Genomic DNA, 26160 nt, shown 5'->3' on the forward strand with positions numbered 1-26160 from the left:
ATTTTTATAAAAAATTCTCTCTTAAAGTATCTTCAAATTTAGCTAACTCTTTATTTAAATCCAAATCTCCTTTAAAAATATCATGTACAGAGTAAGTTTTTAAAGGTTCTAATCCAACAAATTGAAATGTCTTATGAGTAGCAACATTTGCTTCATCTAGTGATAATCCATCAAAAAAACCATTTGGATTATTAAATTCACTCTTTGGACAGTTGTATGTGATACTTAACATATATTTTTTACCCTTTAAAAGTCCTCCACTTCCATAAGTTTTACTCTCATCACTTCTACTTCTTCCATCACTTGTATAGTGTCTTCCTTGAGTAAAAGTTTCATCAAAATATTTTTTACTAATCCAAGGAACTCCCATCCAATAAGTAGGATATTGAAATAAAACTGCATCAGCCCACTCAAATTTATCACACTCTTCTTTTATATCATAACCCTTTTCAATATGTGTATATTTAATATCAAATCCATTTTGTTTAAAAAAATCAGTTGCACGTTCTATAATTTTATTTGTTAATTCACCCTTAGCTACAACATCATAATATTGATGCCCATTTACAATTAAAATATTTTTCATAATAGCTCCTTAAATTAAATATATCAAATTATATATACACTAAACTTAAAATTCTCTTACTTTACTTTAGGTAAGTAATGGAGTTTAATACTCTTTATGATATAATAAAGTTCTTTTTTAGATTTAAGGATTTTATGATGTATTATATAAACGATAAAGAGTATAAATGTAGTGTTGCTGTTACACTTGATATTTTTAACGATAAATGGAAATTATCAATAATTTGGCATCTATTAGATGGTAAAAAAAGATTTAAAGAGTTGAATGAGATAATAAGTGAGATAACTCAAAAAACATTAACTGTAAAATTAAAAGAGCTGGAAGAAAAAAATATAATACATAGAGAAGTATATGCAGAAGTTCCTCCTAAAGTTGAATATAGTTTAACTTCAAGTGGTGAAAAACTTCGTCCTGTGCTAGAAAATATGTCAAAATGGGGAATTGGCTACGTTAATGAGTTTGGAAAAATAACTCCTGAAAATATGTGTGAAACAAATATATGTAAGTAGGCTTGATGGAAAATATATTATTAATTTTATTTGCCCTATTTTTAGGGTATATGTTAAATCGTTTAAATATTATGCAAAGGGATGGTTCAATTGCTTTAAATAAATTTGTACTTTATGTATCATATCCTGCAATTGTACTTTTACAAACACCAAAAATAAGCTTCTCTTTGGAACTTATGATTCCAGCAATTGTTGCTTGGCTTGTTATGACTTTAAGTGCTTTTTTAATTCTTTTTTTATCAAAGATTTTTGATTTTAGTAAAGAGGTAACTGGAAGTTTAATGCTAGTTGCTATTTTGACAAATAGCTCATTTTTGGGCATTCCACTACTAAATACTTATTTGCCAAATGATAATTTTATGCCATATTTACTAGTTTATGATCAACTAGGAACCTTTTTGGCATTTGCAATATATGGAACATTTATAGTATCAATATATACAAGCAAAACAAAGGTTACTTTTAAGCTAATCACTATAAAAGTTCTAACTTTCCCACCATTTTTAACTCTTATTTTTGCACTATTTCTTGTAGGTGTTGAGTTTCATCCAACTATTACAAAAGTATTAGAGGCTTTTGCCCTAACAACTGTTCCAGTTGCACTTGTAGCAGCTGGACTTCAACTTCAACTTAAACTTCCAAAAGAGGATATAAAACCTTTTAGTGTAGCTTTATTTGTTAAACTTATTTTTGCTCCAATTATTGCAATTATTGTTTGTAAAATTTTTGGATGGAATAATCTTGCTTCAACTGTATCAATACTAGAAGCTGCTATGGCTCCAATGATAACAGCAGGTGCAATAGCAGCAATGGCTGGACTTGCTCCAAGACTTAGTTCTGCAATTGTTGGTTATGGAATTTTAATCTCTTTTGCTACAACATATCTATTTAAAATTTTAATAATGTAATTCATCAACTATTAACCAAATTTTAGTAAGAATTGCAAAAAAATTTTAAGGAAAAGAATGTTTAGAATATTAAAAAATATAATATTTCTATCTTTATTTCTAGGTTTAACTCTAGAAGCAAAAGAAAAAGAGCTAACAAACAAACAGATGCTAGAGTTTGAAAGCTTAGAACTGTTTAAAAAAGCTGGTATAAAAGTTGAAAAAGCTTACGATATAGGAAGCTTATATCTTCTTTCAATAGTTGTTCAAGGAAATAAAGATGAAATTTTCTTAACAAAAGATAAAAACTATCTTATCTCAGGTGCTGTAATAAATACAACAACAGGTATGCAAATAAAAGCTCCTGTAAACTTAGCTATATTAAAAGATAAAGAGGCATTTACTTATGGAAATGGAAAAGATGAATATATTCTTTTTACAGACCCAGAGTGTTCATATTGTAAAAAATTTGAATCATTTTTACCACAAATAAAAGATAAGGTAAAAATAAAAGTATTTTTCTTCCCTTTAGACTTTCATGAAAATGCAAAAGATTTAAGTATATACATTATGAGTAAAAAAACAAGAGATGAAAAAATTAATGCAATGTTTGAATTTAATATTGGCGATAATTTAAGTAAAGTAAAAAATGCAAAATACTCTAAAAATGAGTTAGAAAAACTAGAGAAAAAGCTTGAAGAGCATATAAATTTAGGAATAAGTTTAAATGTACAAGGAACTCCAGCACTATTTGATAAAGATGGAAATAGTATTGTTTGGGTTAATCTTTTAGAAAAATATGGAATAGAGTTTAAATAATTAAAAAATGAAGATAGAGTTAAAAATCTATCTTCATTCTATAATATCTAGGAAAATGACTTTTTAGATTTTCTTCAATTTTTAGAGGAAAAATTTCTTCTATTTGCGGCTTTACTTTATTAAAATAATCACTATTTCCATTTAGAAAAGTTAATTGTTCATAGCTTCCATCTTTTAAAATAGTCACTCTAATATTTACAAATTCACCTCTTTTAAAAGTTGTTTTATCAAAATTTCTATCTATATTACTATAAACTTTTTTCTCAAATCTATCAAAAAAGTCATCGATATTTGATACTTCATGATGAACTTCTTCACTGTTCTCATCTGTTTTTACATCTTCTAAAGTTTTTGTTTCTAATGTAGTTTTTGGTTCAAGTAAAATAGTTTCATTTTTATGATCATTATCTTTAATTTGTTGAACTGGCTCTTCATTTTTTTGCTCTGTAGCTAATTTATTTTCAACTCTTTGCTCAACTACATTTTCAACAACTTTATCTTTTATATCTTCTTGTTTTAAAGCTTCAATATTTCTATTTTCTGTAGAGATATTTTCTTCATTTTTAGTAGTTTGTTCTTGTTGAGTATTTAAATCCTCTTTTACTCTCTCTTCTTGTTTTGATAATATTTCAGCTCTTTGAGAAAGATAGATATTTTTTGTATTATCTTCTTTATTTTCCTCTTCAACTTTTTTTATAGTTAAAAGTTCATTATTATCTGCAAAGAGTTTATTTTTTATATCCTCATAGATTTGAGATAAAAAACCATTTTCAGAAACAAATACTTTTGAATCTTTTGTTTCCATTTCTACTTTAGTCTCTTTTGTTGCTGTTTCAAATGATAAATCATTATCTTTTGAAAAAACAAAAAAATAGATTAAATATAAAATAAACAATACACCAATAATAATTAATATATCTTCAACAAAATTTTTAGTTCTTCTTTTCATATTTCCCTCTTATGTTAATCTTTAATATAAATCTCATCAAGCAGACTATCTACAAAATAATCTGGACTAAATTCTATTAAATCATCTTGTTTTTCACCAACACCTATATAAAAAATAGGAAGTTCAAGCTGATTTGATATAGAAAATAGTGCTCCACCTTTAGCAGTTCCATCTAGTTTTGTTACAATAATACCATCTATTCCTACAATTTCATTAAAAGCTTTTGCTTGAGCAATTGCACTATTTCCTTGAGTTCCATCTAAAATCATTAGTTTTTGATAAGGTCTATTTTCTAAAGCCTTCTCACAAACCTTTACTATCTTTTTTAACTCATTGTTTAAGTTTGATTGAGTTTGAAGTCTTCCTGCTGTATCAATAATAACATTATCAATATTTCTAGCAATTGCTGAACAAATTGTATCGTATGCAACAGCACTTGAATCATGACCTTGTTTTGTTTTTATAATTGGAATATCAAGTTTATTTGCCCAAGAAGTAAGTTGTTCAATAGCAGCAGCTCTAAAAGTATCTCCTGCTCCTAAAATTACACTTTGCCCCTCTTTTTTTAATTTAGCTGCTAACTTTGCTATAGTTGTAGTTTTTCCAGCACCATTTACTCCAATTATCAATCTTACATAAGGTTTTGGAATATTTGATAAATCAACATTTGGAGCATGTTCAAAAAGCATTACAAGTCTATGTCTTAACTCTTTTCTTGAAATCATAGAAGGTAAACCATTCATAGCTTTTTCTATAATTTCATATTCAACATCTGCTTCAATTAAAATCTCTTCAATCTCTTCAAAAGATATTTTCTCTTTTTTTTGAGGTACTACACTTTTTATTGAAGCAAAAGTTTTACTAAAAGCTTTTGAAAAAAAGTTCTCACTTACTTCACTATTTTCAACAACTTGATTATCTTTATCTTTATTTTTTTTAAGAAAACTAAACATTTTTTATCCTATCTCTCTAAAAGCTTTTTAATATCAACTTCTAACATCTCATTTGGAACTAAACCTGTATATTTTTGAAAAAATGTTCCATGCTTATCTATTAAAAATATAGTAGGAATTGCTTTAATTCCACCCAATGATTTTGCTAAATCAAAAGCTTCACTTGAGTTTGTTACTGTATAGTTTATATTGTAAGATTTTAACAACTCATTTATCTCTTCATTTGTTTTAAACTCTTCAAGCAAAATTCCAACTACAACAATATCATTTTTATAAGTTTCTTGAATTTGAACTAAATTTGAAATTTCAACTTTGCAAGCTGGACACCAAGTTGTAAAGAAGTTTAATAAAACTATTTTATCATTTGTATCTTTTAAAATTATCTTATCTTGATTTAAAGATATATTTATTTGTGAGTTATTAATTGTATTTAAATTAAATAGCTTTTCAGCGCTATTTATTGTAGGTTTTTGATTTTTATCACTTTTTGAATCACAAGCAGTAAAAAATAAAATTGGTAAAATAGTTAAAATTGCTAAAGTTTTAAACTTCATTTTAATTCCTTTAGATAAAATTGTTTTTTAGGTAGAGATTTTACCTAAGTGAGGCTTAAATGAACACAAATCACAAAAGTGATTTTCGACAATCGTGTATTAAAAGATTAAAATTTGTGGCACTTTTTTCAAAATACTCAAGAAATAAGAGAGTTATTAAAAAATTAAAGAGTATTATACAAATTAGTGATGCAAAAAATATTTTATTGTATCTTCCACTTGATATAGAAGTAGATACAACACTTTTAATAAATGAGTTAAGAAGAGAAAAAAAAATAGTTTATGTACCATTTATGGAAGATGATAGTTTTAAAATAGTAAAGTATAGACTACCTCTTCATAAAAAAAAGTTTAATATTAAAGAGCCTACAAACTCTTTTTTAAAACCAAATAAGATTGACTTAGCAGTAGTTCCTATTGTTGGAATTGATGCTTTAAATAAAAGAATAGGATTTGGTAAAGGTATGTATGATAGATTTTTTTATAGATTAAAATACAGACCAAAAATAGTTTTTATACAACTTGAACTTTGTAAAAGTAAAGAAATTTTAAGTGATAATTACGATATTGAAGCAGATTATATAATTACGGGATAGGTTAAAATGGAGATTTTATTAATATCTGTTGCATTTGGGGCTTTTAGTTCACTTGTTACAGTTTTTATTTCAAAGAAGATAAATAAAGCTAAGTTTGAAGTTTTCATAGAACAAGCAAAGGCAAAAGCAAGAGTTATAGAACACGAAGCAGAAGTTGCATTAAAAGATGCACAATTAAAAGCTAAATTTGAGTGTGATAGAGAGTTTAAAAATGCTAGAAAAGAGTATGAAAATATGCTTTTTAAGATTGAGAAGAAAGAAAAAGAGCTAAATGAGCATCTTGAAAATGAATTAAGACTTATTAAAGCACAAAAAGAAGAAATTAGCGAAAATAATAGAAAAATTGCTATCTTAAAAGATGGTATTGAAGAGCAAAAAAGAACTTATGAGCAAAAAACTCTTGAAGCTATAAAAATCTTGGAAAATGCTAGTGGACTTACAAAAAGTGAAGCAAAAGAGCTAATGCTAAAAAAAGTTGAAGAGGATTCAAGAGCTGAAATTGCTTCAATCTTTAGAAAAAAATATAAATTAGCAGAACAAAATTCAAAACAAGAGGTAAATAATATTTTATCTCAAGCAGTTACAAGATATGCAGGAGAGTTTGCAGCGGAGCGACTTATAAACAATATTCCTTTAAATGATGAAGAGACAAAAGGAAAGATTATTGGTAAAGAAGGACGTAATATAAAAGCTCTTGAGATGCTTTTAGGAGTTGATATTATAATAGATGATACTCCAAATACTATCACTGTTTCATCTTTTAATTTATATAGACGTGCCATTGCTACAAGAACAATTCAAGAACTACTTGAAGATGGAAGAATTCAACCTGCAAGAATTGAAGAGATTTATAACAAAGTAAAAACTGAATTTGATAAAAAAATACAAAAAGAGGGTGAAGATGTTGTTATGGAGCTTGGAATTAAATCTATGCATCCTGAACTAATTAAACTTGTTGGAAGATTAAGATATAGAGCAAGTTATGGACAAAATGCTTTAGCACATACTTTAGAAGTTGCTCATCTTGCAGGTCTTATTGCTGCTCAAATGGGTGGAGATGCAATACTTGCACGTCGTGCTGGTCTTATGCATGATATTGGAAAAGCTTTAACTCATGAAGCACCTGGAAGCCATGTTGATTTAGGAGCTGATATTTGTAAAAGATATGGAGAGTGCGAAACTGTAATAAATGCAATTTATGCTCATCATGGTCATGAAGAACCAATAAATGTTGAAAGTGCAGCTGTTTGTGCAGCAGATGCTTTAAGTGCTGCAAGACCAGGTGCACGAAGGGAAGTTTTAGAGAGCTTCTTAAAACGAGTTGAAGAGATTGAAAATATAACTACAAGTAAAATTGGAGTTACAAATGCTTATGCTATAAATGCTGGAAGAGAAGTAAGAGTTATAGTAAATGCTAAACTTGTAAATGATGATGAAGCAGTTTTATTGGCAACAGAGATAGCAAAAGAGATTGAAGAAAAAGTTCAATATCCAGGTGAGATAAAAATAAATGTAATAAGAGAGTTAAGAGCTGAAAGTTATGCTAGATAATCTAGAAAAAGGCAAAAAATGAACGAAATAAAACCAATAACAAAACCAACAACAAAAATAATTGCAGGTGCATACAAAGGTAAAGTTTTAAGCCTACCATCTTTGGATGTAACAAGAAGTTCAAAAGCAGTTTTAAAAGAGTCTGTATTTAATGTTTTACAATTTGATATTATTGATAAAATATTTATAGAATCGTTTGCTGGTAGTGGTTCTATTGGACTTGAAGCTATTAGTAGAGGTGCAAAAAGAGCTTATTTTATTGAGCTTGACAAAAAATCTTACTCTATTTTAGTTAAAAATTGTAAAAGTATAAATATTGAAAAGTGTCAAACTATTCAAGGAAATGCTTTTGTTCAAACTCCTCTTATTTTAGAATTTTTAAAGAATTCTAAAGAAGAAGTTATCTTATATGTTGACCCTCCTTTTGATTTTAGAGAAGGAATGGAAGATATTTATGATAAATCTTTTAGAATGATTGAAAATATTGAAAATAATAATATTTTCAAAATCATAATTGAACATGAGTCAAAACTTGAAGTTCCAAAAATTTTAGGAAAATTTAATTTAGAAAAAACTAGAAAGTTTGGTAAAAGTTCACTATCTTACTTTAGTTATAAAGATTAATGTTTAGATTTTCTTTAATTTTATTAATAGTTGTAGCTTTAGGTATGTTTATAGCTCCAATTTTTTATACGGTTTCTCCATATGAATTAAATCCAAATAAAATCCTTCTATCTCCATCTTTGGAACATATCATGGGCACAGATAGATTAGGAAGAGATGTTTTTGCTAGAGTTTTGGAAGGTGGTCAAACTTCACTTATAATAGGATTTTTAGCGGCATCTTTTTCATCTTTTTTAGGACTTATTATTGGAATAACTGCAGGTTATTTTAAAGGAAATATTGATAAAACTATTACTATTGTAATTGACCTATTTTTAACTTTTCCAACATTTTTTCTTCTTTTAGCTTTAGTTTCATATATTGAAGCAAATAGTCTTGTTTTGATACTTGTAATATCAATAACTGGTTGGATGGGAATGTCAAGAATGATAAGAAGTGAAAGTTTTGCACTTAGCAATAAGCCATTTATAAAAATATTAAAAATAGCAAATGTAAGTAAAACAAAAATTATTTTAAAATATTTTGCTCCACTTTTAGCTCCTATTTTCCTTATCTCTTTTTCATTTGGAGTTGCAGGTGCGATATTGGCAGAATCTGGTCTTTCATTTTTGGGTCTTGGAGTAAATCCACCACAAATGAGTTGGGGAAGCCTTTTAAGTGATGGAAAAGCTGTAATTGATATTGCTTGGCATTTAAGCTTTTTTCCAGGACTTATGATATTTATAATAACTTTTTGTCTAATCCAAATAAGTGATTATCTGCAAAATATGGCAAATAAAAAAGATTTACTTAAAAATTAATAAATACCAAAATATTGTTTAAATGGATTTACAACAAAATTTTGGTATTATCCACACCATAAATTACCAAAAATAGGAAAAAATTATGAGTAAAAAAGATATTAAAAAAGTTGTACTTGCTTATAGCGGTGGGCTTGATACATCTATTATTTTAAAATGGCTTCAAGATGAATATGATGCAGAGGTTATAACTTTTACAGCTGATTTAGGACAAGGTGAAGAGGTTGAACCTGCACGTGCAAAAGCTATTGCTTGTGGAATTAAACCAGAAAATGTATATATTTTAGATGTGAAAGAAGAGTTTGTAAAAGATTATGTTTTCCCTATGTTTAGAGCAAATGCTATTTATGAGGGTGAGTATCTTTTAGGAACAAGTATAGCAAGACCACTGATTGCAAAAAAACTTGTAGAAATTGCAAATGAAAAAGGTGCACAAGCTGTATCTCACGGAGCAACTGGAAAAGGAAATGACCAAGTTAGATTTGAACTTGGAGCATTAGCTTTAAATCCAGATTTAAAAGTAATTGCACCTTGGAGAGAGTGGGAGTTAAACTCAAGAGAGTCACTACTTGAATATGCAAAAAAACATGGAATTGAAATTTCTCAAAAACATGTTGATGAAAATGGAAACCCAAAAATAAGCCCATATTCAATGGATGCAAACCTTTTACATATCTCTTATGAAGGACTTCATTTAGAAAATCCAGCTGCTGAACCTGAAGAGTCTATGTGGTTATGGACAACATCTCCAGAAAAAGCTCCTGATTGTGCTGAAATTATTGAAATTGAGTATAAAAATGGAGACCCAATTGCACTAAATGGTGAGAAATTATCTCCTGCAAATCTTTTATTAGCTTTAAATAAACTTGGAAATAAACATGGTATTGGAAGAGTTGATATTGTTGAAAATAGATATGTTGGTATGAAGGCTCGTGGTTGTTATGAAACTCCAGGTGGAACAATTATGTTAAAAGCTCATAGAGCAATTGAATCTTTAACTTTAGATAGAGAAGCTGCTCACTTAAAAGATGAGTTAATGCCAAGATATGCAAAACTAATATATCAAGGATACTGGTTCTCACCTGAGCGAGAAATGCTTCAAGCAGCAATTGATGCAACTCAAAAAAATGTAGAAGGAAAAGTAAGACTTAAACTTTACAAAGGTAATGTTATGGTTATTGGAAGAGAATCAAGTAAATCTTTATATGATGATGCATATTCAACATTTGAAAAAGATGAAGTTTATAATCAAAAAGATGCAGAAGGATTTATTAGATTAAATGCTTTAAGACTTGTAATTGCAGGTAAAAAACAAAAATAATTTTGATTTAAAAAAGATAAAAGACTCATAAATTATATTTATGAGTCTTTATATTTAAAATAATTTTACTGACAACTTTCACAAATACCATATAATTGCATTGAATGATCAGTTATTTTAAACTTATTTGCTTTTGCTATTTTTTCTTGTCGTTTTTCAATCTCTTCATCAACAAACTCAACTATTTTTCCACAGTCTGTACAGATCAAATGGTCATGATGAGATTTAATATTACTCTCATATTTCTTTCCATCTACACCAAAATTAAGTGAAGCGATAAGCTCGACTTCCTCTAAAAAACTTAAAGCTCTATAAACAGTTGCAATTCCAACATTTGAGTTTGGATAATCTTTTTTGATTTGATTGTAAACCTCTTCTGCAGTTAAATGACCATTCGCATGAAGTAATATACTTAAAACAATCTCTCTTTGCTCAGTATATTTAAGACCTTTTTGCTTAACAATCTTTTTTAACTCTTCTATAATCTCTTCATAATTATTCAACATAAAAACACCTTTAAAAAATAAAAATCTAGTATATCTAAAGTTTAAAAAAAATTCAAATATTTCTTATATTTTATTGATATATGTTAATACAATTTAATCTATTTTACATTATAATAATCATTATTAATATTTAAAGGTATAAAATGTCTCTAAATGACTTAGATTTACAAAAAAAGGCTAATATAAAAGCTATAAATTGTGATGATGTTTTAAAAAAAAGACTCTATTCTTTTGGAATAATTGTTGGAACTGAAATTTGTGTAACAGCAAAATCTTTAGCTAAAAAAACTATTGAGATAAAAATAAATCAATCAAAAGTTGCATTAAGACATAGCGAAGCTATCAATATTAAAGTTGGATAAAATAAAATGAATAAAACTATAAAAATAGCTCTTGTAGGTCAACCTAATGTTGGTAAGTCAATGCTTATTAACTCAATTTCAAATTCAAGATTGAAAGTAGGTAATTTTTCAGGTGTTACTGTTGAAAAAAAAGAGGTAATTTTTAAATATAAAGATTATAATATTAAAATTATTGATTTACCTGGTTCTTATTCTCTTGAAAACTACTCATTAGAGGAAAAAGTTGTAAAAAACTTTTTAAATCAAAATGAGTATGATATTATCTTAAATGTTATTGATTCAACAAATCTTCAAAGAAATCTTCTACTTACTAGTGAATTATTAGATTTAAATAAAAAAATGGTTATTGCACTAAATATGAGTGATGAAGCAAAAAAAGAGAATATTTTAATTAATAATGAAAAACTATCATCTCTTTTAAATACACCTTGTATAAAAACAAGTGCTACAAAAAAAGATGGAATTACAGAGCTTCTAGAACAAATTATAAAAACTTTCAAAGAAGATAAAACTACTTTTAAACACTCTTTTACAACACATATTTTAAACCATGATGAGATTTTGGCTAAAAGGTTTAATTTTATAAAAAACCTTATTCAACAATGCGTAAAAATTGAAGAGATTAAAGAAAAAACTACTACTGAAAAAATTGACTCAATTTTGATGAATAAATTTATAGGTCTTCCTATATTTTTATTTTTAATGTGGGGATTATTTCAGCTAACTTTTACCTTAGGAGAAATTCCTATGGACTATATTGACACTTTTTTTTCTTCATTTATAGATGTTATTAAAAATATAATTGGAGATAATCAACTCTCTTCACTTTTAGGAGATGGTGTAATAGCTGGAGTTAGTGCTGTTGTAATGTTTTTACCAAATATTTTGATTTTATTTTTAGGAATTTCGCTACTTGAAGGAACTGGCTATATGAGTAGAGTTGCTTTTTTACTCGATGGAACTTTTCATAAATTTGGACTTCATGGTAAATCATTTATTCCTCTTGTTACTGGTTTTGGTTGTAGTGTTCCAGCTTATATGGCAGCTAGGACTTTAAAAAATGAAAGAGATAAATTATTAACACTATTTATTATTGGATTTATGTCTTGTGGTGCGAGATTACCTATTTATGTACTTTTTGTAGGTGCATTTTTTGGTTCTAATAATGCTGGAAATATTCTATTTGTAATCTATATTAGTGGCGCTATTTTGGGATTATTTGCTGCAAAATTTTTAAGAGCAGTAGTTTTTAAAGGAAAAGATGAGCCATTTGTTATGGAGATGCCAAAATATAGATTACCTTCACTAAAACTAGTTTACAAAGAGATTACAAATAAGGCTTTTATGTATCTAAAAAAAGCTGGTACATTTATATTAGCAGCTTCAATTTTAATATGGTTTATGAGTAACTACCCAAAATATCCAAATATTGAAGATGAAATAAATCAAAAAATAGAGTTAGCAATAAATGATGAAGTAAAAAAAGAGTTACAAAATCAGTTAGCTTTATACAATCTTGAAAACTCATATTTAGGAAAACTTGGAAAATTTAGTGAGCCTTTTTTTGCTCCTTTGGGGTTTGATTGGAAAATGGCTGTTGCACTTGAAGCTGGATTAGCTGCTAAAGAGGTTGTTGTTTCGACTCTATCTATTTTATATGGATTAGGAGAGAGTGAAAATCCAGATGAACCAACTACAACTTTAGTTGAAAAAATAAAAACAAATATTCCTTTTGAAGCTGCAATCTCATTTATAGTATTTGTAATGATTTATCTGCCTTGCTTGGCGGCTTCTATGGTATTTACAAAAGAAGCTGGAGGATGGAAATATCTTGTGTATCTATTTATTTTTACTACAACAACTGCTTGGATAATGTCATTTATAGCATATAACATTACAAAAATAGTATTAGCCTAAAAAAAGCTACTACTATTTTAATTCAAATTTTGTTATGTACTCTTGATTATTGTATATAATCTTAAAATCCCACTTACCTTTTTCTCTTCCATCTAAATATCTAAAATCATAAGCTGAAGTGTCACCTGCTGGTATTATCATCTCTCTCGTTCTTGAAACAGCACCATTTGGGTCAATCCAGTTTATAATCAATGTTTGATTATTCTCATTATTTAACTCAACTTCAAATTTACAAATTATTGAATTCTCATCTTCTAAAATAAGACAATCAACATTTGGGTTATATGTTTTTTGCTCAACACTACCTTCGGCAAAAAGCAAAGTGGCAAAAGATAGAAAAATAACTAATTTTTTCATACAAATCCTTCGTTTTAAATTTCTATTATATTTAAAATTTATTTTAATTATAATGATTTTTTTAATATTTAGAAAAAAACTACTTTTATTGTATGAATTTTTCCCATATTGGCTCTTCATTTAAGTTTGCTCTATTTTTTAAAACATCAAAAGGCATATACTCTTTTTTATACCCCATTGAATAGTGATTATCTATCCAATATCCCAAATAAATATATGGAATATTTAACTCTTTTGCAATATTTATTTGAGTTAAAATAGAGAACTTTCCAATAGAAAACTCTTCAAAATCATGATCATAAAAACAGTAAATTGAAGATATCGCATTTGGTAAAATATCTACTAAAGCAACTCCTATTAACTCATCATCTCTAAGATATAAAAACTCTGTTGCGTATTTTGTATTTCCTTCAACATAAGATTTTATATAATCTTCATGGTCTATATGTACATACTTCCAATCTTTTTTATCTTGCATAATAGTATGATATTTATGGTACAAATCCATATGCTTTTTTGTTACAGTTGGAGGTCTTATAAAAACTTTTGTATCTTTGTTTTTATTTAAAACTCTTTTTTGTGATTTTGAAAACTGAAAATTCTTTACATCAATTCTCATAGATACACATTTTGTACAACTCTTACATTCAGGTACAAAATGTATTTTCCCGAACCTTCTCCAACCTCTTTCTAGCTTTTTTTGATACTCTTCAATACTACAAGAGTTTAAAAATCTATATCTCATATCTGATTTTTGATCCTCAAAATATGAACAATCTCTATTTTCTTCAAAAAACTCTAAATCAGGATTAATAAAATTCATCTTCTACTCGTTTATCTTCTGCTTTATCTCTTTTGCTATGCTAGATATTTTTTTGATTTTTTCATTATTATTTAAACTATCATCTAATAAATGCTTAACAAAAGCACTTCCAACAATAACACCATCAAGATTTTTTGATTTTTCTTTACAAGTTTTTTCATCTATTCCAAAACCTATATATAGTGGAGTTTGTGAATACTCTCTAACATTTTCTATAATCTGTGATAAATCTTCATCTCTTCCACTTCCAGTAATTCCAGCATATGCAACCATATAGATAAATTTAGAAGAGTTTTCTACAAGAGTTTTTATTCTCTCTTTTGGTGTTGTTGGTGCTACAAAAGTGATATTTGATTTATTATATTTTTTAAAAATTGGTTCATATTTTTGTGACATTTCATATGGTAAATCTGGAATTACCGTACCAGAAACTCCAAACTCTTCTGCTTTTTTTAAAAAGTTTTCTAAACCATAGTGATAAAATGGGTTCATATATCCCATCCATAAAGTATCAATATCTTTTGCAATTTTTGATGAAACTTCAAAAAGATCATTAATTTTGAATCCATTTTTAAGAGCCAATAAATTTGCTTTTTCTATGATTGGTCCTTCAGCAACTGGATCTGAAAAAGGAACACCCAACTCCAAAATATCAACTCCACTATCTTTTAAACTATATGCCAAATCAACTGTAAAATTGTTACTTGGTAAAGATGTAGTAATATATCCAACTAATTTTTTCAACTCTTTTCCTAAAAATAAATTTTTTTGATTTTATCTAAAACCGAATTAAAATCTATTTTTAGTTATAATCTTAACTATTTTAATATAGGATTTTAAATATGAGTATAATTAAACACGATTTTGAAAAAATGAATATAACAAAGATAAAACAGACAAAAAATAGACAAAAATTAACAGTTATAACAGCCTATGATGCCCTATTTTCAAACCTATTTTCAAAAAGTGCTGATATGATACTTGTAGGAGATAGCTTAAATATGAGTTTTATGGGGCAAAGTGATACATTAAGTGCAACTTTAGATCAGATGATTTATCACACAAAAGCTGTTTGTAATGGTGCAAAAGATGCTTTTGTGATAACTGATATGCCTTTTGCTACTTATATAAATAAAGATGAGGCATTAAAAAACTGTGCAAGAGTATATCAAGAAACACTTGCAAGTGCTGTAAAAATAGAAGGTGGAGAAGATAAAGCTGATATTATAAAACATCTTACATCAAATGCTATTGCTGTTATGGGACATATTGGTCTTATGCCTCAATATGTAAGAAGTGAAGGTGGTTACAAAGTAAGAGGAAAAACAAAAGAAGATGAAGAACAACTAATACGTGATGCAATAGCAGTTGAAAAAGCAGGAGCTTTTGCAATTGTTATTGAAGGTGTAAAAAGTGATGTTGCAAAAAAAATTACAGAAGCTGTAAATATTCCAACTATTGGAATAGGAGCTGGAAATGAGACAGATGGTCAAGTTCTAGTTTGGTCTGATATGTTAGGATTTTTTGAAGATTTTAAACCAAAATTTGTAAGACACTATTTAAATGGAGCTAAACTTGTAAAAGAAGCTGTAAATAGCTACAGAGATGATGTACAAACACAAAATTTTCCATCAAAAGAAGAAGAGTACTAAGATGAATTTTAAAAGTGGAGCTTTATAGTGCAAAGATTAGTAGAAGTAGAAACTGTATCTTTTGAAGAAGAGAGTAATGAGCAAAGCTTAAGACCTTCAAATTGGGATGATTATATAGGTCAAGAAAAAATAAAAAAGAATTTAAGAGTTTTTATTGATGCTTCAAGAAAAAGAGCAGAAGCACTTGATCATATTTTATTTTATGGACCTCCAGGTTTAGGAAAAACTACCCTTTCTTATCTTATTTCAAATGAGATGAACTCAAATATAAAAATAACAGCTGGTCCTATGATAGAAAAAAGTGGTGATTTAGCAGCAATTTTAACAAATCTTGAAGAGGGAGATATTCTTTTCATAGATGAGATTCATCGTTTAAGTCCTGCTGTTGAAGAGATTTTATATCCAGCAATGGAAGATTATAGGCTTGATATAATAATTGGTTCAGGACCTGCTGCTCAAACTGTAAAAATAGATTTACCAAGATTTACTCTAATTGGTGCAACTACACGTGCTGGAATGCTTTCAAATCCACTAAGAGAGAGATTTGGAATGCATTTTAGAATGCAGTTTTATACAGAAGAAGAGCTAGCAAAAATTATTCAAAAAGCTTCTATAAAATTGGGAATTGAATGTGAAGATGACTCAAGCTTAGAGATGTCAAAAAGAAGTAGAGGAACACCTAGAGTTGCTTTAAGACTTTTACGAAGGGTTAGAGATTTTTCACAAGTAAAAGGTGAAAAAACTATACTTTTAAATACTTGTAAATATGCTTTAGATGAGCTAGGAATAAATGAAAATGGTTTTGATGAGATGGATATAAACCTACTTGAACTTCTTATATCAAATCGTGGAAGACCTATGGGATTAGGAACTATGGCAGCAGCTTTGAGTGAAGATGAGGGAACTATTGAAGATGCTATTGAGCCATATTTACTTGCTAATGGATATATAGAAAGAACTGCACGTGGAAGAGTTGCTAGTGTTAAAACATATGAGATGTTTAGATTAACTCCTCCTCAAAATAAATTAGATGAGAATAATCAAGGAAGCCTATTTTGAAACCAGCATATTTTTTAATGCTTTTAGCATTTGTTCTATTCTATTTTCTAATAGAACTTTTTGACCCATTTTTAAAATCAATTTCAGTAGCAGCTTTGCTTACTATTGCTACAAACTCAATGTTTTTAAGAATAAATAATAAAGTAAAAAATAGAGCCTTTTCTACAACAATTTTTACTCTTGCTATGACAGCATTATTTTTCTTACCTATTTTATATTGTATAATCTCATTTGCAACATTTTTTAATCAAGTGGACCAACAACACCTAATACAAAATTTAACAGAGATAAAAACTATGATTATTGGCTTTTTAGGTGAATTTAGCTTCTTAAATGATTTTATAAATAAAATATCATCATCTGTGGATATAGGAAAAACAGTACAACAGCTTGTATCTTTTAGTGCATCTTTAGGTAAAAATAGTGCAAAATTTATGATTGATATGATTTTGATTTTAATCTTTTTCTTCTTTTTTACCCTATTTTCAAACCAAATTGCAACTTATCTAAAAAATATAACTCCTATAAATAACGAAGATGCGAATATATTATTTAATGAATCATCAAGTGTAATGAGTGTAGTTTTTTACTCTATTTTAGTAACTGCAATATTTCAAGGTTTTCTTTTTGGAGCTTTTTTGAGTAGTTTTGGTTATGATGGGCTTTTACTTGGAGTTTTATATGGTTTTGCATCTTTAGTTCCTGTTATTGGTGGAGTTATTATGTGGCTTCCGGTAGCTTTATATGAAGCAAGTACTGGAACTATATCAAATGCAATTTTTATAGCAGTTTACTCTATAATAGTTATTTCAATAATTGCAGATACTTTTATAAAACCGCTAATAATAAGCTACATAAATAAAAAAATAGTAAAAACACCTACAAAAATAAACTCATTAATAATCTTTTTTGCAATAGTTGCAGGACTTGGTACTTTTGGATTTTGGGGAATGATAATTGGACCTGCAATGGTGAGCTTATTTGTATCTACAATGCAACTTTTAAGAAAATATATAAAAGAGGTTGAAACTAAAAGTATTCTAGAATAATTTTAAAGAGCCAAATTTTATTTTGGCTCACCTCTTAAAGTTTCACCACCAAAACTCATAATTCCATAATCAAGATTTATAACTTTTGAAAAACCCATATTTAGCATTATTTTTTGACAATAAGCACTTCTACTTCCACTATGACAATACAATATTATAGGTATATCTTTTTTATCATTTATCTGCTCTAAAGAGTTATAAAAACTAGTTGTTGGAACTAAAAAATCAGTTCCTTTTATTCTAATATTAACCCACTCCATCCACTCTCTTGTATCTACTAAACAAAAATTTACAGCACCCTCATCTCTTGCTTCTAAAAGTGCCTCTAGTTCTATAGAATTTATCTCATCATTGCTAAGTAAATCTTCACACTCTTTTTTTGTCAAACCTCTAAAGTGAGTAGCTATAGCCTCTTTTGTATCAATATTTAAAAGCAATTCATGAGCTTTCTCTTTTGTACAATAAATTCCACAGTGACAACTTCCATTTTTTGGTATCTCATTACTCAAAGCTGGTACACATGGACAAAGTCTATTTTCATTTTCATCTTCAACTACCATAAAACAAGGACAATATCTTTTTCCATAAATAAGCATATTTCTAGCTAATCCCATTTGTACAGATAAATTAACTTCATCATCAGGATTAAAAACAAAATTATATTTTTTTAATACATCTTTTGTAAACTCTTTTGTATTTTCAAGCTCATTTTGAAAAGCCAAAGAGTTAATATCAATTTTTTTTATCATTTATAAACCTTTTAAAATAAGGTAAAATTATAATGAGTTTTTAAGTAGATTTGGCTTAAAAATATTTTTTAAGCCAAAATTTTTAAGATTCAGCCTCTGCTTTTTGTAGTGCCATCATCTGAGCTTTTACTCGCATCATATCTTCTGTTGGATATTGATTTTCAGAATTTCCTCTCTCAACTCTTACAAAAAAATCTTGAGAGCTATTGTTAAATCCAAAATTCGTATTTGAAAGTACCACTTCATATTTACTCTTTGAAGCTGATTCATTTTGAGCTTTTTGTACATCAGAGTTTTCTTTTGCTTGATCTATACTCTTCTTTTGTATCTCTTTTAACTCTCTTTGTTCATCAGTTTTAGCTAAATTTGAAGTAGATTTTACCTGCTGCATCTCTACAGCTTTATTATCCTTGAACTGATCAATTTTCGGGATATTTCCAAGTTCCATAAATACTCCTTTTCTTAAATTTAGCTAATTATACTATATTTTTTTAGAAAAAGCATTTTTTTTTGTTATAATATTTCAAACTTTATTAGGGATATTTATGAATAGCACTTTTGATTATGAAAAGTTAAAACTTTTTTATATTGGAAAAGAAAAAATTGACGGTCAAATCACACCTTTAGTTTATCAAAACAAAGATTTATTAACTCATGCAGCAATTATAGGTATGACAGGAAGTGGTAAAACAGGTCTTGGAATTACACTTTTAGAAGAGGCAGCTATTGATGAGATACCTTCTATTATAATTGACCCAAAAGGAGATATGACAAATCTTCTGTTAAATTTTCCAGAATTAAATCCAAGTGATTTTGAACCTTGGTTAGATGATAGTGAAGTATCAAATAGTGGAGGAACAAAAGAAGAGCTAGCTATAAAAGTTTCAAATAGCTACAAAGAAGGAATACAAAGAGATTTTCAAGATTTAAGTAGAGTAAAAAAACTAAAAGATAGTGCTGATTTCACAATATACACTCCAGGAAGCAGCGCTGGAGTTCAAGTATCAATTCTTTCATCTTTTAAAGCACCTACAATAGAGATTTTAGAAGATATGGAGTTGTTTTCAAATATTATAAACTCAACAGTACACTCAATCTTATCTTTAATAGATAATAAAAGCGATGAAACATCAAAAGAGTCAATTCTTTTAGCATCTATTTTTACAAATTATTTTAAAGAACAAAAAGATTTAACTCTAGAAGAGTTAATAACTTTAATAGTAACTCCACCTTTTTCAAAAATTGGAGTTTTTGATTTGGAGACTTTTTTTCCTCAAAGTGATAGACTAAAATTTGCACTAAAAATAAATACAATTATTGCAAGTCCATCTTTTAGTAGTTGGTTAGAAGGTGAGAGTTTAGATATTTCAAAAATGTTATATAGCCAAAGTGGAAAAGCTAAAGTAAATATTTTTTCAATTGCACATCTAAATGACTCACAAAGAATGTTTTTTGTAACAATTTTACTAAATCAAATTTTAGCTTGGATGAGAAGACAAGAGGGAACTACCTCTTTAAAAGCCCTACTTTATATGGATGAAATTTTTGGATATTTTCCTCCTCAAGCAAATCCTCCATCAAAACAACCAATGCTAACACTTTTAAAACAAGCAAGAAGTTTTGGAATAGGAGTTATTCTTTCAACTCAAAATCCTGTAGATATTGATTATAAAGGATTATCAAATATAGGAACTTGGTTTATAGGTAGACTTCAAACTAAACAAGATATAGAAAAAGTAATTGATGGTTTAAGTAGTGCTAGTGAAAATGGATTAAATAAACAAGAGTTGTCTTTAGCTTTGGGAACACTTGCGAAAAGAAACTTTATTATGAAAAATATAAATGAAGAGAGTATAAAAACTTTTGAAACTAGATGGGCACTATCATATTTAAAAGGTCCTTTAAGCAAAGATGCTATCAAAAAACTAATGGAAAATAAAAAAAATAACTCTACAAAAAACCTAGAAGAAAAAAATAGTGAAGTAAATGAACCATTTATTGATGTTTCAAAAGGGAAATCAAAACCTATAATAGTAAGCAATATAAAAGAAAAGTATAGTTATAGTTCTCAAAATAACGCTTACTATATGCAAGGATATCTACTATTTTCTTGTAATGTTCACTATCTTTATACTCTAAAAAATGTAGATTTAAAAGAACATATAAATTTCAAAATATATTTAGATGAAAAAGCTTCTCAGATAAACTTTGATGAAAGAGAGGATGTTTTAACTGATACTTTTGATGAAAAAGAGAAACCAAACTCATTTTACTATGAACTTCCTAGTTTTATTCAAAATGAAAAAGAGTTAAAACTTTTAGAGAGAGATTTTGCTGATTATGTATATAGAAATTTCAAATTAACTCTATATAAAAATGATACTTTAAAAATATCATCAAAACAGTATGAGAGTTTAGATGATTTTAAAATAAGAATACAGGATAGATTAAACGAACAAATTGATGAAAAAATAGAAAATCTAAAACAAAAATTTGAAAAAGAGAATACTATTTTAGAACAAAAAATATCAAAACTTTTTGAGAAACTAAAAAAAGAGGAGCAAGACTCTCTTAGCGCTACAACAAATAGTATCATATCTATTGGAACATCAATTTTAGGGGCTTTTTTTGGAAAATCTAGTAAAACAGCAATCGTTTCAAAAGTAGCTACAAGCTCAAGAGGTGTAAGCAAAGCTTTAAAAGAGAGAAGTGATATAAAAACCGTTCAAGGTGAAATAGATGCTCTACAATCTTTACAAGATGGTTTGGAAGAAAAGTTAAAAATTGAAATAGAAAAGATAAATGATGAATTTAATATTTCAAAATATACAATAGAAGAGTTTTTTATAAAACCTAAAAGAACTGACATTTATGACATTAAAACAGAACTACTTTGGCAAGAGCAGTAAAATATTAAAAAATCTAAAACTTAAAATCTATTTCAAATTTTTTTTCTAGTTTTGGATTTTTTATAATACTATTTATAGAAATTTCATCTTTTTCATAAAAGCTACTTAAATATGTAAATAAATCTTCACCAAAAAGTTTAAAATATATATAATTTATAAGTTCTGTAGAGTACAATTTATCATTATTTAGATAAAAATCATAATCAAACTTAGTATTTGATTTTTGTAAATCATTTATAATATCTGATAGCTTTTTAACATCTATTTCATCTTTATATCTATAAACAGCTATTTTTATTGAGAAATTTACAAAATCATTTAAATCTGATATTTGTAACTCATCATTTTTTTCATCAATATCTATATGTACAACTTTCAAACCATATTTTGTATCAATAATAAGTCCAATATGAGAATAACCAGAAGAGTCAAAAGTTGCTAGATAATTGCTTAATTCATTATCTTCTCTTTTTAAAATAATATCTCCACTTTCAAGATTTATCTCTTTTTTTATATTTTCAACAGATAAATCATTTTTACTTTTACTAATAAATTTTTTTGCTTCAAAAGATGCAAATATTAGTAAAAAAAGTATTGCTACAACTCTAATTATCATTGTTTCTTAATATATTTCCATCTTCGGAAATTAAAACTGCTAGATTTTTTGTACTTTCAAATTGAGATAAAATAATCAATAAAATCATCATAATAGGAACAGCCAAAAACATACCTATAGTTCCCCACATAGCTCCCCAAACAACCAAAGATAAAATTACTACAAATTGAGATATATTTAGGCTTTTTCCCATAAGTTTTGGATAAATTACATTACCAATCACAAATTGAATTAATACTAAAAATATAAATAGATACAAAATTGAGCTAAGATCTGTTAGTTGGATAATGGCAAAAACTGTTGGAATTAAAACAGCTATTATAGTTCCAATTGTTGGAATAAAATTTAAAATAAATGCTATAAATCCCCATAAAACTGCACCTTGTAAACCAAAATATTGACATATTAAGAAAGTTAAAAAACCTGTAATTAAACTAACTATTGTTGTAATTAAAATATAAGTTCTTACTCCTTTTGAAATAGATGTTAATATATCTTTAGCTTTTTTTTTGCTATTTTCATTTTGAAATAGTGCATTTAATTTTAAATCAAAAAATCTCTGGTCAATTAATAAAAAAAGAACATATAAAAATATCTGCATAGTATTACTCAAAATTGAACTAAAAGCAACAAAAATTCTATTTAATAATGTAGCCATATTAAACTCTTGAAAGAATTTTTGTAAAGGCTCTTTAAGATCAAAAGATGTCAAAGTTGATATTTTATCTATTACTACATTTATTTTTGAGTCAAGTTGAGCTACTACAGAACCTAACTCTATCATACTTGAAGTCACAAAAGTTCCTATTTTCACCATAGAATACAATATGATTATAAGAGATAATGGAGTTGCAACAAAATCTAAAACTCTCTTATTTATATATGGTATTTTTTTTATCTCATTTGCTAAACCGTTTATCAAAAACCAAATAAAAAAAGATATTGCAATTGGCGTTAGAATATTGCTTAAACTATTAAAAGAGTAAATCACTAAAAACATAAAAGCAAAAAAATAAAATGCTCTAGCAAAATTTATCTCTTTGTTTAAGCTATCCATATCTACCCTTTTTTTATAGTTTATACTCTTTGTAATCTCTTACTCTCATCTTTTGCAAACTCTTGCATATCTGTAACTTCATCCATTTCATCTACTATTTCAACTCCTAGAAGTGTCTCTAAAGCATCTTCTAGAGTTACAACTCCACTTGTTTGTCCATAACTATCTTGTACAATAAAAAGATGCGATTTCCTTCTTAAAAAGGAGTCAATCAAAACTGAAATAGATAGAGTTTCTGAAACTTTATGTACTGGAATTATAATATCTTCCAATTTTTTATTTTTATTTTTCTTTATTCTCTCTGCTAAGATGGTTTGATTTAATACAATTCCAACTATATTATCAATAGTTGTATCGTAAACTGGGATTCTTGAATGAATATAGGTTTTATCATTTGCAACTGCCTCTTTTATGCTAGTCTTTTTTTCAAGTGCAAAAACTACACTTCTAGGTGTCATAATATCCTCTGTTTTTATACTTTTTAACTTAAACAAATTCTCTATAAAATCACTCTCTTTTGCTTGAATACTACCCTCTTTTTCACTCAAATTTACAAGTGCCATAATCTCATCTTTTGAGAAATTTGCTTCATCAGATTTATTTTTTTGAATATAGTTTGTAATCTTTGTTCCAACCCAAATAAATGGGTAAGTTACTTTTATTAAAAATGAGATTAAATAAGCAGTTGGAACTAAAAATCTTTTCCAATAGAGTGCCGCATAAGTTTTTGGATAAATTTCAGTTATATACAAAACTAAAAGTGTAAGAATAAATGCTACTAAACTTTGCCACTGTTCACCAAATACAATAGCTGCTTGTGCTCCAACTCCAGCAGCACCCATAGTATGTGCAAAAGTATTTAAAGTTAAAATTGCTGATATTGACTTGTCAATATCACCTTTCATCTCTTTTACCAAATCTATACTTTTTTGGCTATAACTATTTTTATCCATACTTTCAATGTAAGATGGAGTTGAAGATAAAACAGTAGCTTCCAAAATAGAACAAAGTGATGAAAAAAACAGTGCTAAAAATAGATAAATAAATAATAGTGTCATTTTTTAAACTCGATTATTGAGATATTTTTTAAAATATGCTTTATATCTTTTGCATTTAAAAGATGTTTTTCTTCAAGAACTTTCGAAAAGAATCTTACTTCTGCATTTGTAAAACCATCTGGTTCTTTCTCTTTTATAGATGGTGTTTGACCATCTTCTAATCTTATTCTATATAGTTTTTTATTTTTAAGTTTTGCATAATATACTATGTCAATTTGAGTTTGAGTAACTTTTTCTAAAGTTACAAAAACTCTATTACTCTCTAGTTCCATTTCAAAATCTTTATAAAACTCTTTGAAACAATCTATATTTAAATATCCAATATATAATTTTGTGTAAATATCAAAATATAAACTCATTTTAGAATTTGAAAAAAAACTTAAATCAATTTTAAATTTAGGATTTTTTCTAGCACCATTTAAAATCCATTCTAAAGTTGGGAAATATGCAAATTTTTTATATTTTAAACTAAAAGCTTCTAAATACTTTTTATTTTCTGGAGCTTTTAATGTCTGCAAATCATTTTTAACCTTTTTAGCAAAAATAATTTTTTCTATTAAATCATCATCATCTAAATCTTTTGTTACCCAAATCGTTGCATATGATGGAAAATTGTTTAACCCAACAGAACCAGCTGTTACAACAATTAAAGCATTTATCTCTAAATACGGAAATATCATCTTTAAAAGTGCATATTTTTTTGCAAGTCTTTTATTTAAACTTGAAGTCTTTTTGGATGTACTCATCTCTACAAAATATAGCTTATTTTCAGTAAAAAACATTGCATCAAATTCGCTTATATCTTTATATGCTGATTTAAAAACTATTTGTGAAGTTCTATCTATTAGAAGTCCACTTTTTATAAACTTATTTTCCATATCTTGATATGGACCTTTTAGTACAAAACCTTTTATATCATCATTATTTAAAGCATAATCCATCAAAAGTTCATATATTATATTTTCATAAATCTCACCTTTAAAACTACTATGAGCTGTAATATAAGAGATATTGTCTTTTGAAATATTATTTTTAAATAGAGATTTTAAAGTTTTACTATCATAAGAGTAGTGAAAAAGATTATCTTTTAATTCACCTATTTCTAAATTTTTTATCTTATTCGTAATTTTAAACTGCAAATCTTCTCTTTTTTTCATAATATCAATGATTATATCAAATATTTCTTGATATAATCCACTTTTAATTAAAGGATATAAAGTGAAAAAACTATTTTTAATAGATATACCAAACAAAACAAGAGAGAGACAAATTGATAGTATCAAAAATGATATACGAAAATATATAAAAAGAGAAAAGAGCAAAAAACTACCAGTTGGTTTTAACTCTTGGTTTTTTGATTGTAAGTTTGGACAAACAAAAGAAGATGCAAAAATTATAAATTTTGCTGATGTTATAAAAAGTGTAGATTTAGCTCAAAGTGAGAACTATCCTAGCTTTTATATCGAAATTGTTGCAAAAGCAATATTTAGAGAAAAAAAACTATCTAATGATGCTAATGATGATGAAATTTTAGAAGATTAAAATTTAGCAATTTTTGGATTGTTTATAAACTACAATTTTGTTAAAATTTGAAAAATAAAAATTGGAGAAAGAGATGAACTACATAACAAACGATAAGTTAGAAGTAGCTGATAAAGAAGTATTTGAGATAGTTGAAGCAGAACTAAAAAGACAAACAAACCATCTTGAAATGATTGCAAGTGAGAACTTTACAAGTCCAGCAGTTATGCAAGCAATGGGAAGTGTATTTACAAATAAATATGCAGAAGGTTATCCATATAAAAGATATTATGGTGGATGTGAACAAGCTGATAAAGTAGAACAACTAGCAATTGATAGAGCTTGTAAAATATTTGGTTGTAAATATGCAAATGTT

At 27.1% G+C, this 26160-nt stretch carries 29 protein-coding genes and 1 pseudogene; 16 read left to right on the forward strand and 14 right to left on the reverse strand.

Annotated features, from left to right (window positions below; all coding sequences use genetic code 11):
- Positions 1–4: 4 nt before the first annotated feature.
- Positions 5–586, reverse strand: coding sequence for an NAD(P)H-dependent oxidoreductase (locus tag AC5LG6_RS08920; protein ID WP_498586300.1), 582 nt, complete (start codon positions 584–586; stop codon positions 5–7).
- Positions 587–723: 137 nt separating this feature from the next.
- On the opposite strand from AC5LG6_RS08920, the gene AC5LG6_RS08925 reads away from it, so the two are divergent.
- Genes AC5LG6_RS08925 through AC5LG6_RS08935 form a run of 3 tightly spaced genes read left to right on the forward strand, consistent with a single transcriptional unit; the run spans position 724 to position 2801 of the window.
- The gene (locus tag AC5LG6_RS08925) at positions 724–1095 is read left to right on the forward strand and encodes a winged helix-turn-helix transcriptional regulator (RefSeq protein ID WP_498586301.1); all 372 of its coding nucleotides are present in this window, start codon (positions 724–726) and stop codon (positions 1093–1095) included.
- A gap of 5 nt (positions 1096–1100) precedes the next feature.
- Positions 1101–2003: an AEC family transporter gene (locus tag AC5LG6_RS08930; RefSeq protein ID WP_498586302.1), complete on the forward strand. Its 903-nt coding sequence runs from the start codon at positions 1101–1103 to the stop codon at positions 2001–2003.
- Positions 2004–2060: 57 nt separating this feature from the next.
- Entirely contained in the window at positions 2061–2801 is a 741-nt protein-coding gene (locus AC5LG6_RS08935; RefSeq protein ID WP_434239052.1) for a thioredoxin fold domain-containing protein, read from the forward strand.
- 19 nt (positions 2802–2820) lie between these two features.
- On the opposite strand, the gene AC5LG6_RS08940 is transcribed toward AC5LG6_RS08935, so the two are convergent.
- From AC5LG6_RS08940 to AC5LG6_RS08950, 3 genes are read right to left on the reverse strand one after another with little or no spacing between them, the layout of a single operon-like run.
- The gene (locus tag AC5LG6_RS08940) at positions 2821–3750 is read right to left on the reverse strand and encodes a hypothetical protein (protein WP_498586303.1); all 930 of its coding nucleotides are present in this window, start codon (positions 3748–3750) and stop codon (positions 2821–2823) included.
- A 14-nt stretch (positions 3751–3764) separates the two neighbouring features.
- Positions 3765–4703 carry a signal recognition particle-docking protein FtsY gene (gene ftsY, locus AC5LG6_RS08945; protein ID WP_066218932.1) on the reverse strand — a complete coding sequence of 313 codons (939 nt, stop codon included), beginning with the start codon at positions 4701–4703 and terminating at the stop codon, positions 3765–3767.
- A gap of 8 nt (positions 4704–4711) precedes the next feature.
- Positions 4712–5257 (reverse strand): TlpA family protein disulfide reductase, encoded by a 546-nt coding sequence (locus AC5LG6_RS08950; RefSeq protein ID WP_141054702.1) that lies wholly within the window; start codon positions 5255–5257, stop codon positions 4712–4714.
- 59 nt (positions 5258–5316) lie between these two features.
- Here AC5LG6_RS08950 and AC5LG6_RS08955 point away from each other — a divergent pair, with 59 nt between their 5' ends.
- From AC5LG6_RS08955 to AC5LG6_RS08975, 5 genes are all read left to right on the forward strand, one after another.
- The gene (locus tag AC5LG6_RS08955; RefSeq protein WP_066153366.1) at positions 5317–5853 is read left to right on the forward strand and encodes a 5-formyltetrahydrofolate cyclo-ligase; all 537 of its coding nucleotides are present in this window, start codon (positions 5317–5319) and stop codon (positions 5851–5853) included.
- A 6-nt stretch (positions 5854–5859) separates the two neighbouring features.
- Positions 5860–7404, forward strand: coding sequence for a ribonuclease Y (gene rny / locus AC5LG6_RS08960; protein ID WP_066218935.1), 1545 nt, complete (start codon positions 5860–5862; stop codon positions 7402–7404).
- An 18-nt stretch (positions 7405–7422) separates the two neighbouring features.
- Positions 7423–8028, forward strand: coding sequence for a 16S rRNA (guanine(966)-N(2))-methyltransferase RsmD (rsmD, locus tag AC5LG6_RS08965; protein ID WP_498586304.1), 606 nt, complete (start codon positions 7423–7425; stop codon positions 8026–8028).
- Complete coding sequence (locus tag AC5LG6_RS08970; protein WP_066346138.1) at positions 8028–8828, forward strand: ABC transporter permease; 801 nt, start codon at positions 8028–8030, stop codon at positions 8826–8828. The genes rsmD and AC5LG6_RS08970 overlap by 1 nt, the downstream gene beginning before the upstream one ends.
- A gap of 85 nt (positions 8829–8913) precedes the next feature.
- Entirely contained in the window at positions 8914–10149 is a 1236-nt protein-coding gene (locus AC5LG6_RS08975) for an argininosuccinate synthase (RefSeq protein ID WP_141048265.1), read from the forward strand.
- A 65-nt stretch (positions 10150–10214) separates the two neighbouring features.
- On the opposite strand, the gene AC5LG6_RS08980 is transcribed toward AC5LG6_RS08975, so the two are convergent.
- Complete coding sequence (locus AC5LG6_RS08980; protein ID WP_066164823.1) at positions 10215–10655, reverse strand: Fur family transcriptional regulator; 441 nt, start codon at positions 10653–10655, stop codon at positions 10215–10217.
- Positions 10656–10798: 143 nt separating this feature from the next.
- Between AC5LG6_RS08980 and AC5LG6_RS08985 the strand changes: the two genes are divergently transcribed.
- Together AC5LG6_RS08985 and feoB are read left to right on the forward strand one after the other, a co-directional pair.
- Positions 10799–11017, forward strand: coding sequence for a FeoA family protein (locus AC5LG6_RS08985; protein WP_066153382.1), 219 nt, complete (start codon positions 10799–10801; stop codon positions 11015–11017).
- 6 nt (positions 11018–11023) lie between these two features.
- Positions 11024–12934, forward strand: a complete 1911-nt coding sequence (gene feoB / locus AC5LG6_RS08990) for a ferrous iron transport protein B (RefSeq protein ID WP_498586306.1) — start codon at positions 11024–11026, stop codon at positions 12932–12934.
- Between the two features lie 12 nt (positions 12935–12946).
- Here the strand turns inward: feoB and AC5LG6_RS08995 are convergent, their stop codons facing one another.
- The 3 genes from AC5LG6_RS08995 to trpA all read right to left on the reverse strand — a co-directional run bounded on the left by AC5LG6_RS08995 (position 12947) and on the right by trpA (position 14858).
- Positions 12947–13291: a hypothetical protein gene (locus tag AC5LG6_RS08995; protein WP_498586307.1), complete on the reverse strand. Its 345-nt coding sequence runs from the start codon at positions 13289–13291 to the stop codon at positions 12947–12949.
- A gap of 85 nt (positions 13292–13376) precedes the next feature.
- A complete protein-coding gene (locus AC5LG6_RS09000) occupies positions 13377–14114 on the reverse strand; it encodes an arginyltransferase (RefSeq protein WP_498586309.1) in 738 nt (245 codons plus the stop codon).
- 3 nt (positions 14115–14117) lie between these two features.
- Positions 14118–14858 carry a tryptophan synthase subunit alpha gene (gene trpA / locus AC5LG6_RS09005; RefSeq protein WP_498586310.1) on the reverse strand — a complete coding sequence of 247 codons (741 nt, stop codon included), beginning with the start codon at positions 14856–14858 and terminating at the stop codon, positions 14118–14120.
- A 98-nt stretch (positions 14859–14956) separates the two neighbouring features.
- Here trpA and panB point away from each other — a divergent pair, with 98 nt between their 5' ends.
- From panB to AC5LG6_RS09020, 3 genes are read left to right on the forward strand one after another with little or no spacing between them, the layout of a single operon-like run.
- A complete protein-coding gene (gene panB, locus AC5LG6_RS09010; protein WP_081560598.1) occupies positions 14957–15766 on the forward strand; it encodes a 3-methyl-2-oxobutanoate hydroxymethyltransferase in 810 nt (269 codons plus the stop codon).
- A 27-nt stretch (positions 15767–15793) separates the two neighbouring features.
- The gene (ruvB, locus tag AC5LG6_RS09015; RefSeq protein WP_066359146.1) at positions 15794–16825 is read left to right on the forward strand and encodes a Holliday junction branch migration DNA helicase RuvB; all 1032 of its coding nucleotides are present in this window, start codon (positions 15794–15796) and stop codon (positions 16823–16825) included.
- Positions 16822–17874, forward strand: coding sequence for an AI-2E family transporter (locus AC5LG6_RS09020; protein WP_066218961.1), 1053 nt, complete (start codon positions 16822–16824; stop codon positions 17872–17874). Before ruvB ends, AC5LG6_RS09020 begins: the two co-directional genes overlap by 4 nt.
- Before the next feature lie 17 nt (positions 17875–17891).
- On the opposite strand, the gene AC5LG6_RS09025 is transcribed toward AC5LG6_RS09020, so the two are convergent.
- Both AC5LG6_RS09025 and AC5LG6_RS09030 read right to left on the reverse strand, forming a co-directional pair.
- A complete protein-coding gene (locus AC5LG6_RS09025) occupies positions 17892–18623 on the reverse strand; it encodes a ferredoxin-thioredoxin reductase catalytic domain-containing protein (RefSeq protein WP_498586311.1) in 732 nt (243 codons plus the stop codon).
- 82 nt (positions 18624–18705) lie between these two features.
- Positions 18706–19071: a hypothetical protein gene (locus AC5LG6_RS09030; protein WP_498586312.1), complete on the reverse strand. Its 366-nt coding sequence runs from the start codon at positions 19069–19071 to the stop codon at positions 18706–18708.
- Positions 19072–19168: 97 nt separating this feature from the next.
- On the opposite strand from AC5LG6_RS09030, the gene AC5LG6_RS09035 reads away from it, so the two are divergent.
- On the forward strand, positions 19169–21532 hold the full coding sequence (locus tag AC5LG6_RS09035) for an ATP-binding protein (protein ID WP_498586313.1): 2364 nt from the start codon (positions 19169–19171) through the stop codon (positions 21530–21532).
- 13 nt (positions 21533–21545) lie between these two features.
- Here the strand turns inward: AC5LG6_RS09035 and AC5LG6_RS09040 are convergent, their stop codons facing one another.
- From AC5LG6_RS09040 to AC5LG6_RS09055, 4 genes are read right to left on the reverse strand one after another with little or no spacing between them, the layout of a single operon-like run.
- Positions 21546–22148: a YiiX/YebB-like N1pC/P60 family cysteine hydrolase gene (locus AC5LG6_RS09040; RefSeq protein ID WP_498586314.1), complete on the reverse strand. Its 603-nt coding sequence runs from the start codon at positions 22146–22148 to the stop codon at positions 21546–21548.
- A complete protein-coding gene (locus tag AC5LG6_RS09045) occupies positions 22138–23205 on the reverse strand; it encodes an AI-2E family transporter (protein ID WP_066402875.1) in 1068 nt (355 codons plus the stop codon). Before AC5LG6_RS09045 ends, AC5LG6_RS09040 begins: the two co-directional genes overlap by 11 nt.
- Positions 23206–23225: 20 nt before the next feature.
- On the reverse strand, positions 23226–24263 hold the full coding sequence (locus tag AC5LG6_RS09050) for a CNNM domain-containing protein (RefSeq protein WP_066402872.1): 1038 nt from the start codon (positions 24261–24263) through the stop codon (positions 23226–23228).
- Positions 24260–25420: a hypothetical protein gene (locus tag AC5LG6_RS09055; RefSeq protein WP_498586316.1), complete on the reverse strand. Its 1161-nt coding sequence runs from the start codon at positions 25418–25420 to the stop codon at positions 24260–24262. The genes AC5LG6_RS09050 and AC5LG6_RS09055 overlap by 4 nt, the downstream gene beginning before the upstream one ends.
- Positions 25421–25481: 61 nt before the next feature.
- Between AC5LG6_RS09055 and AC5LG6_RS09060 the strand changes: the two genes are divergently transcribed.
- Entirely contained in the window at positions 25482–25805 is a 324-nt protein-coding gene (locus AC5LG6_RS09060) for a DUF6172 family protein (protein WP_498586317.1), read from the forward strand.
- Positions 25806–25878: 73 nt separating this feature from the next.
- Positions 25879–26160: pseudogene (gene glyA, locus AC5LG6_RS09065) on the forward strand (serine hydroxymethyltransferase); the annotation flags it as partial.

Source organism: Arcobacter thermotolerans, from assembly GCF_983172305.1.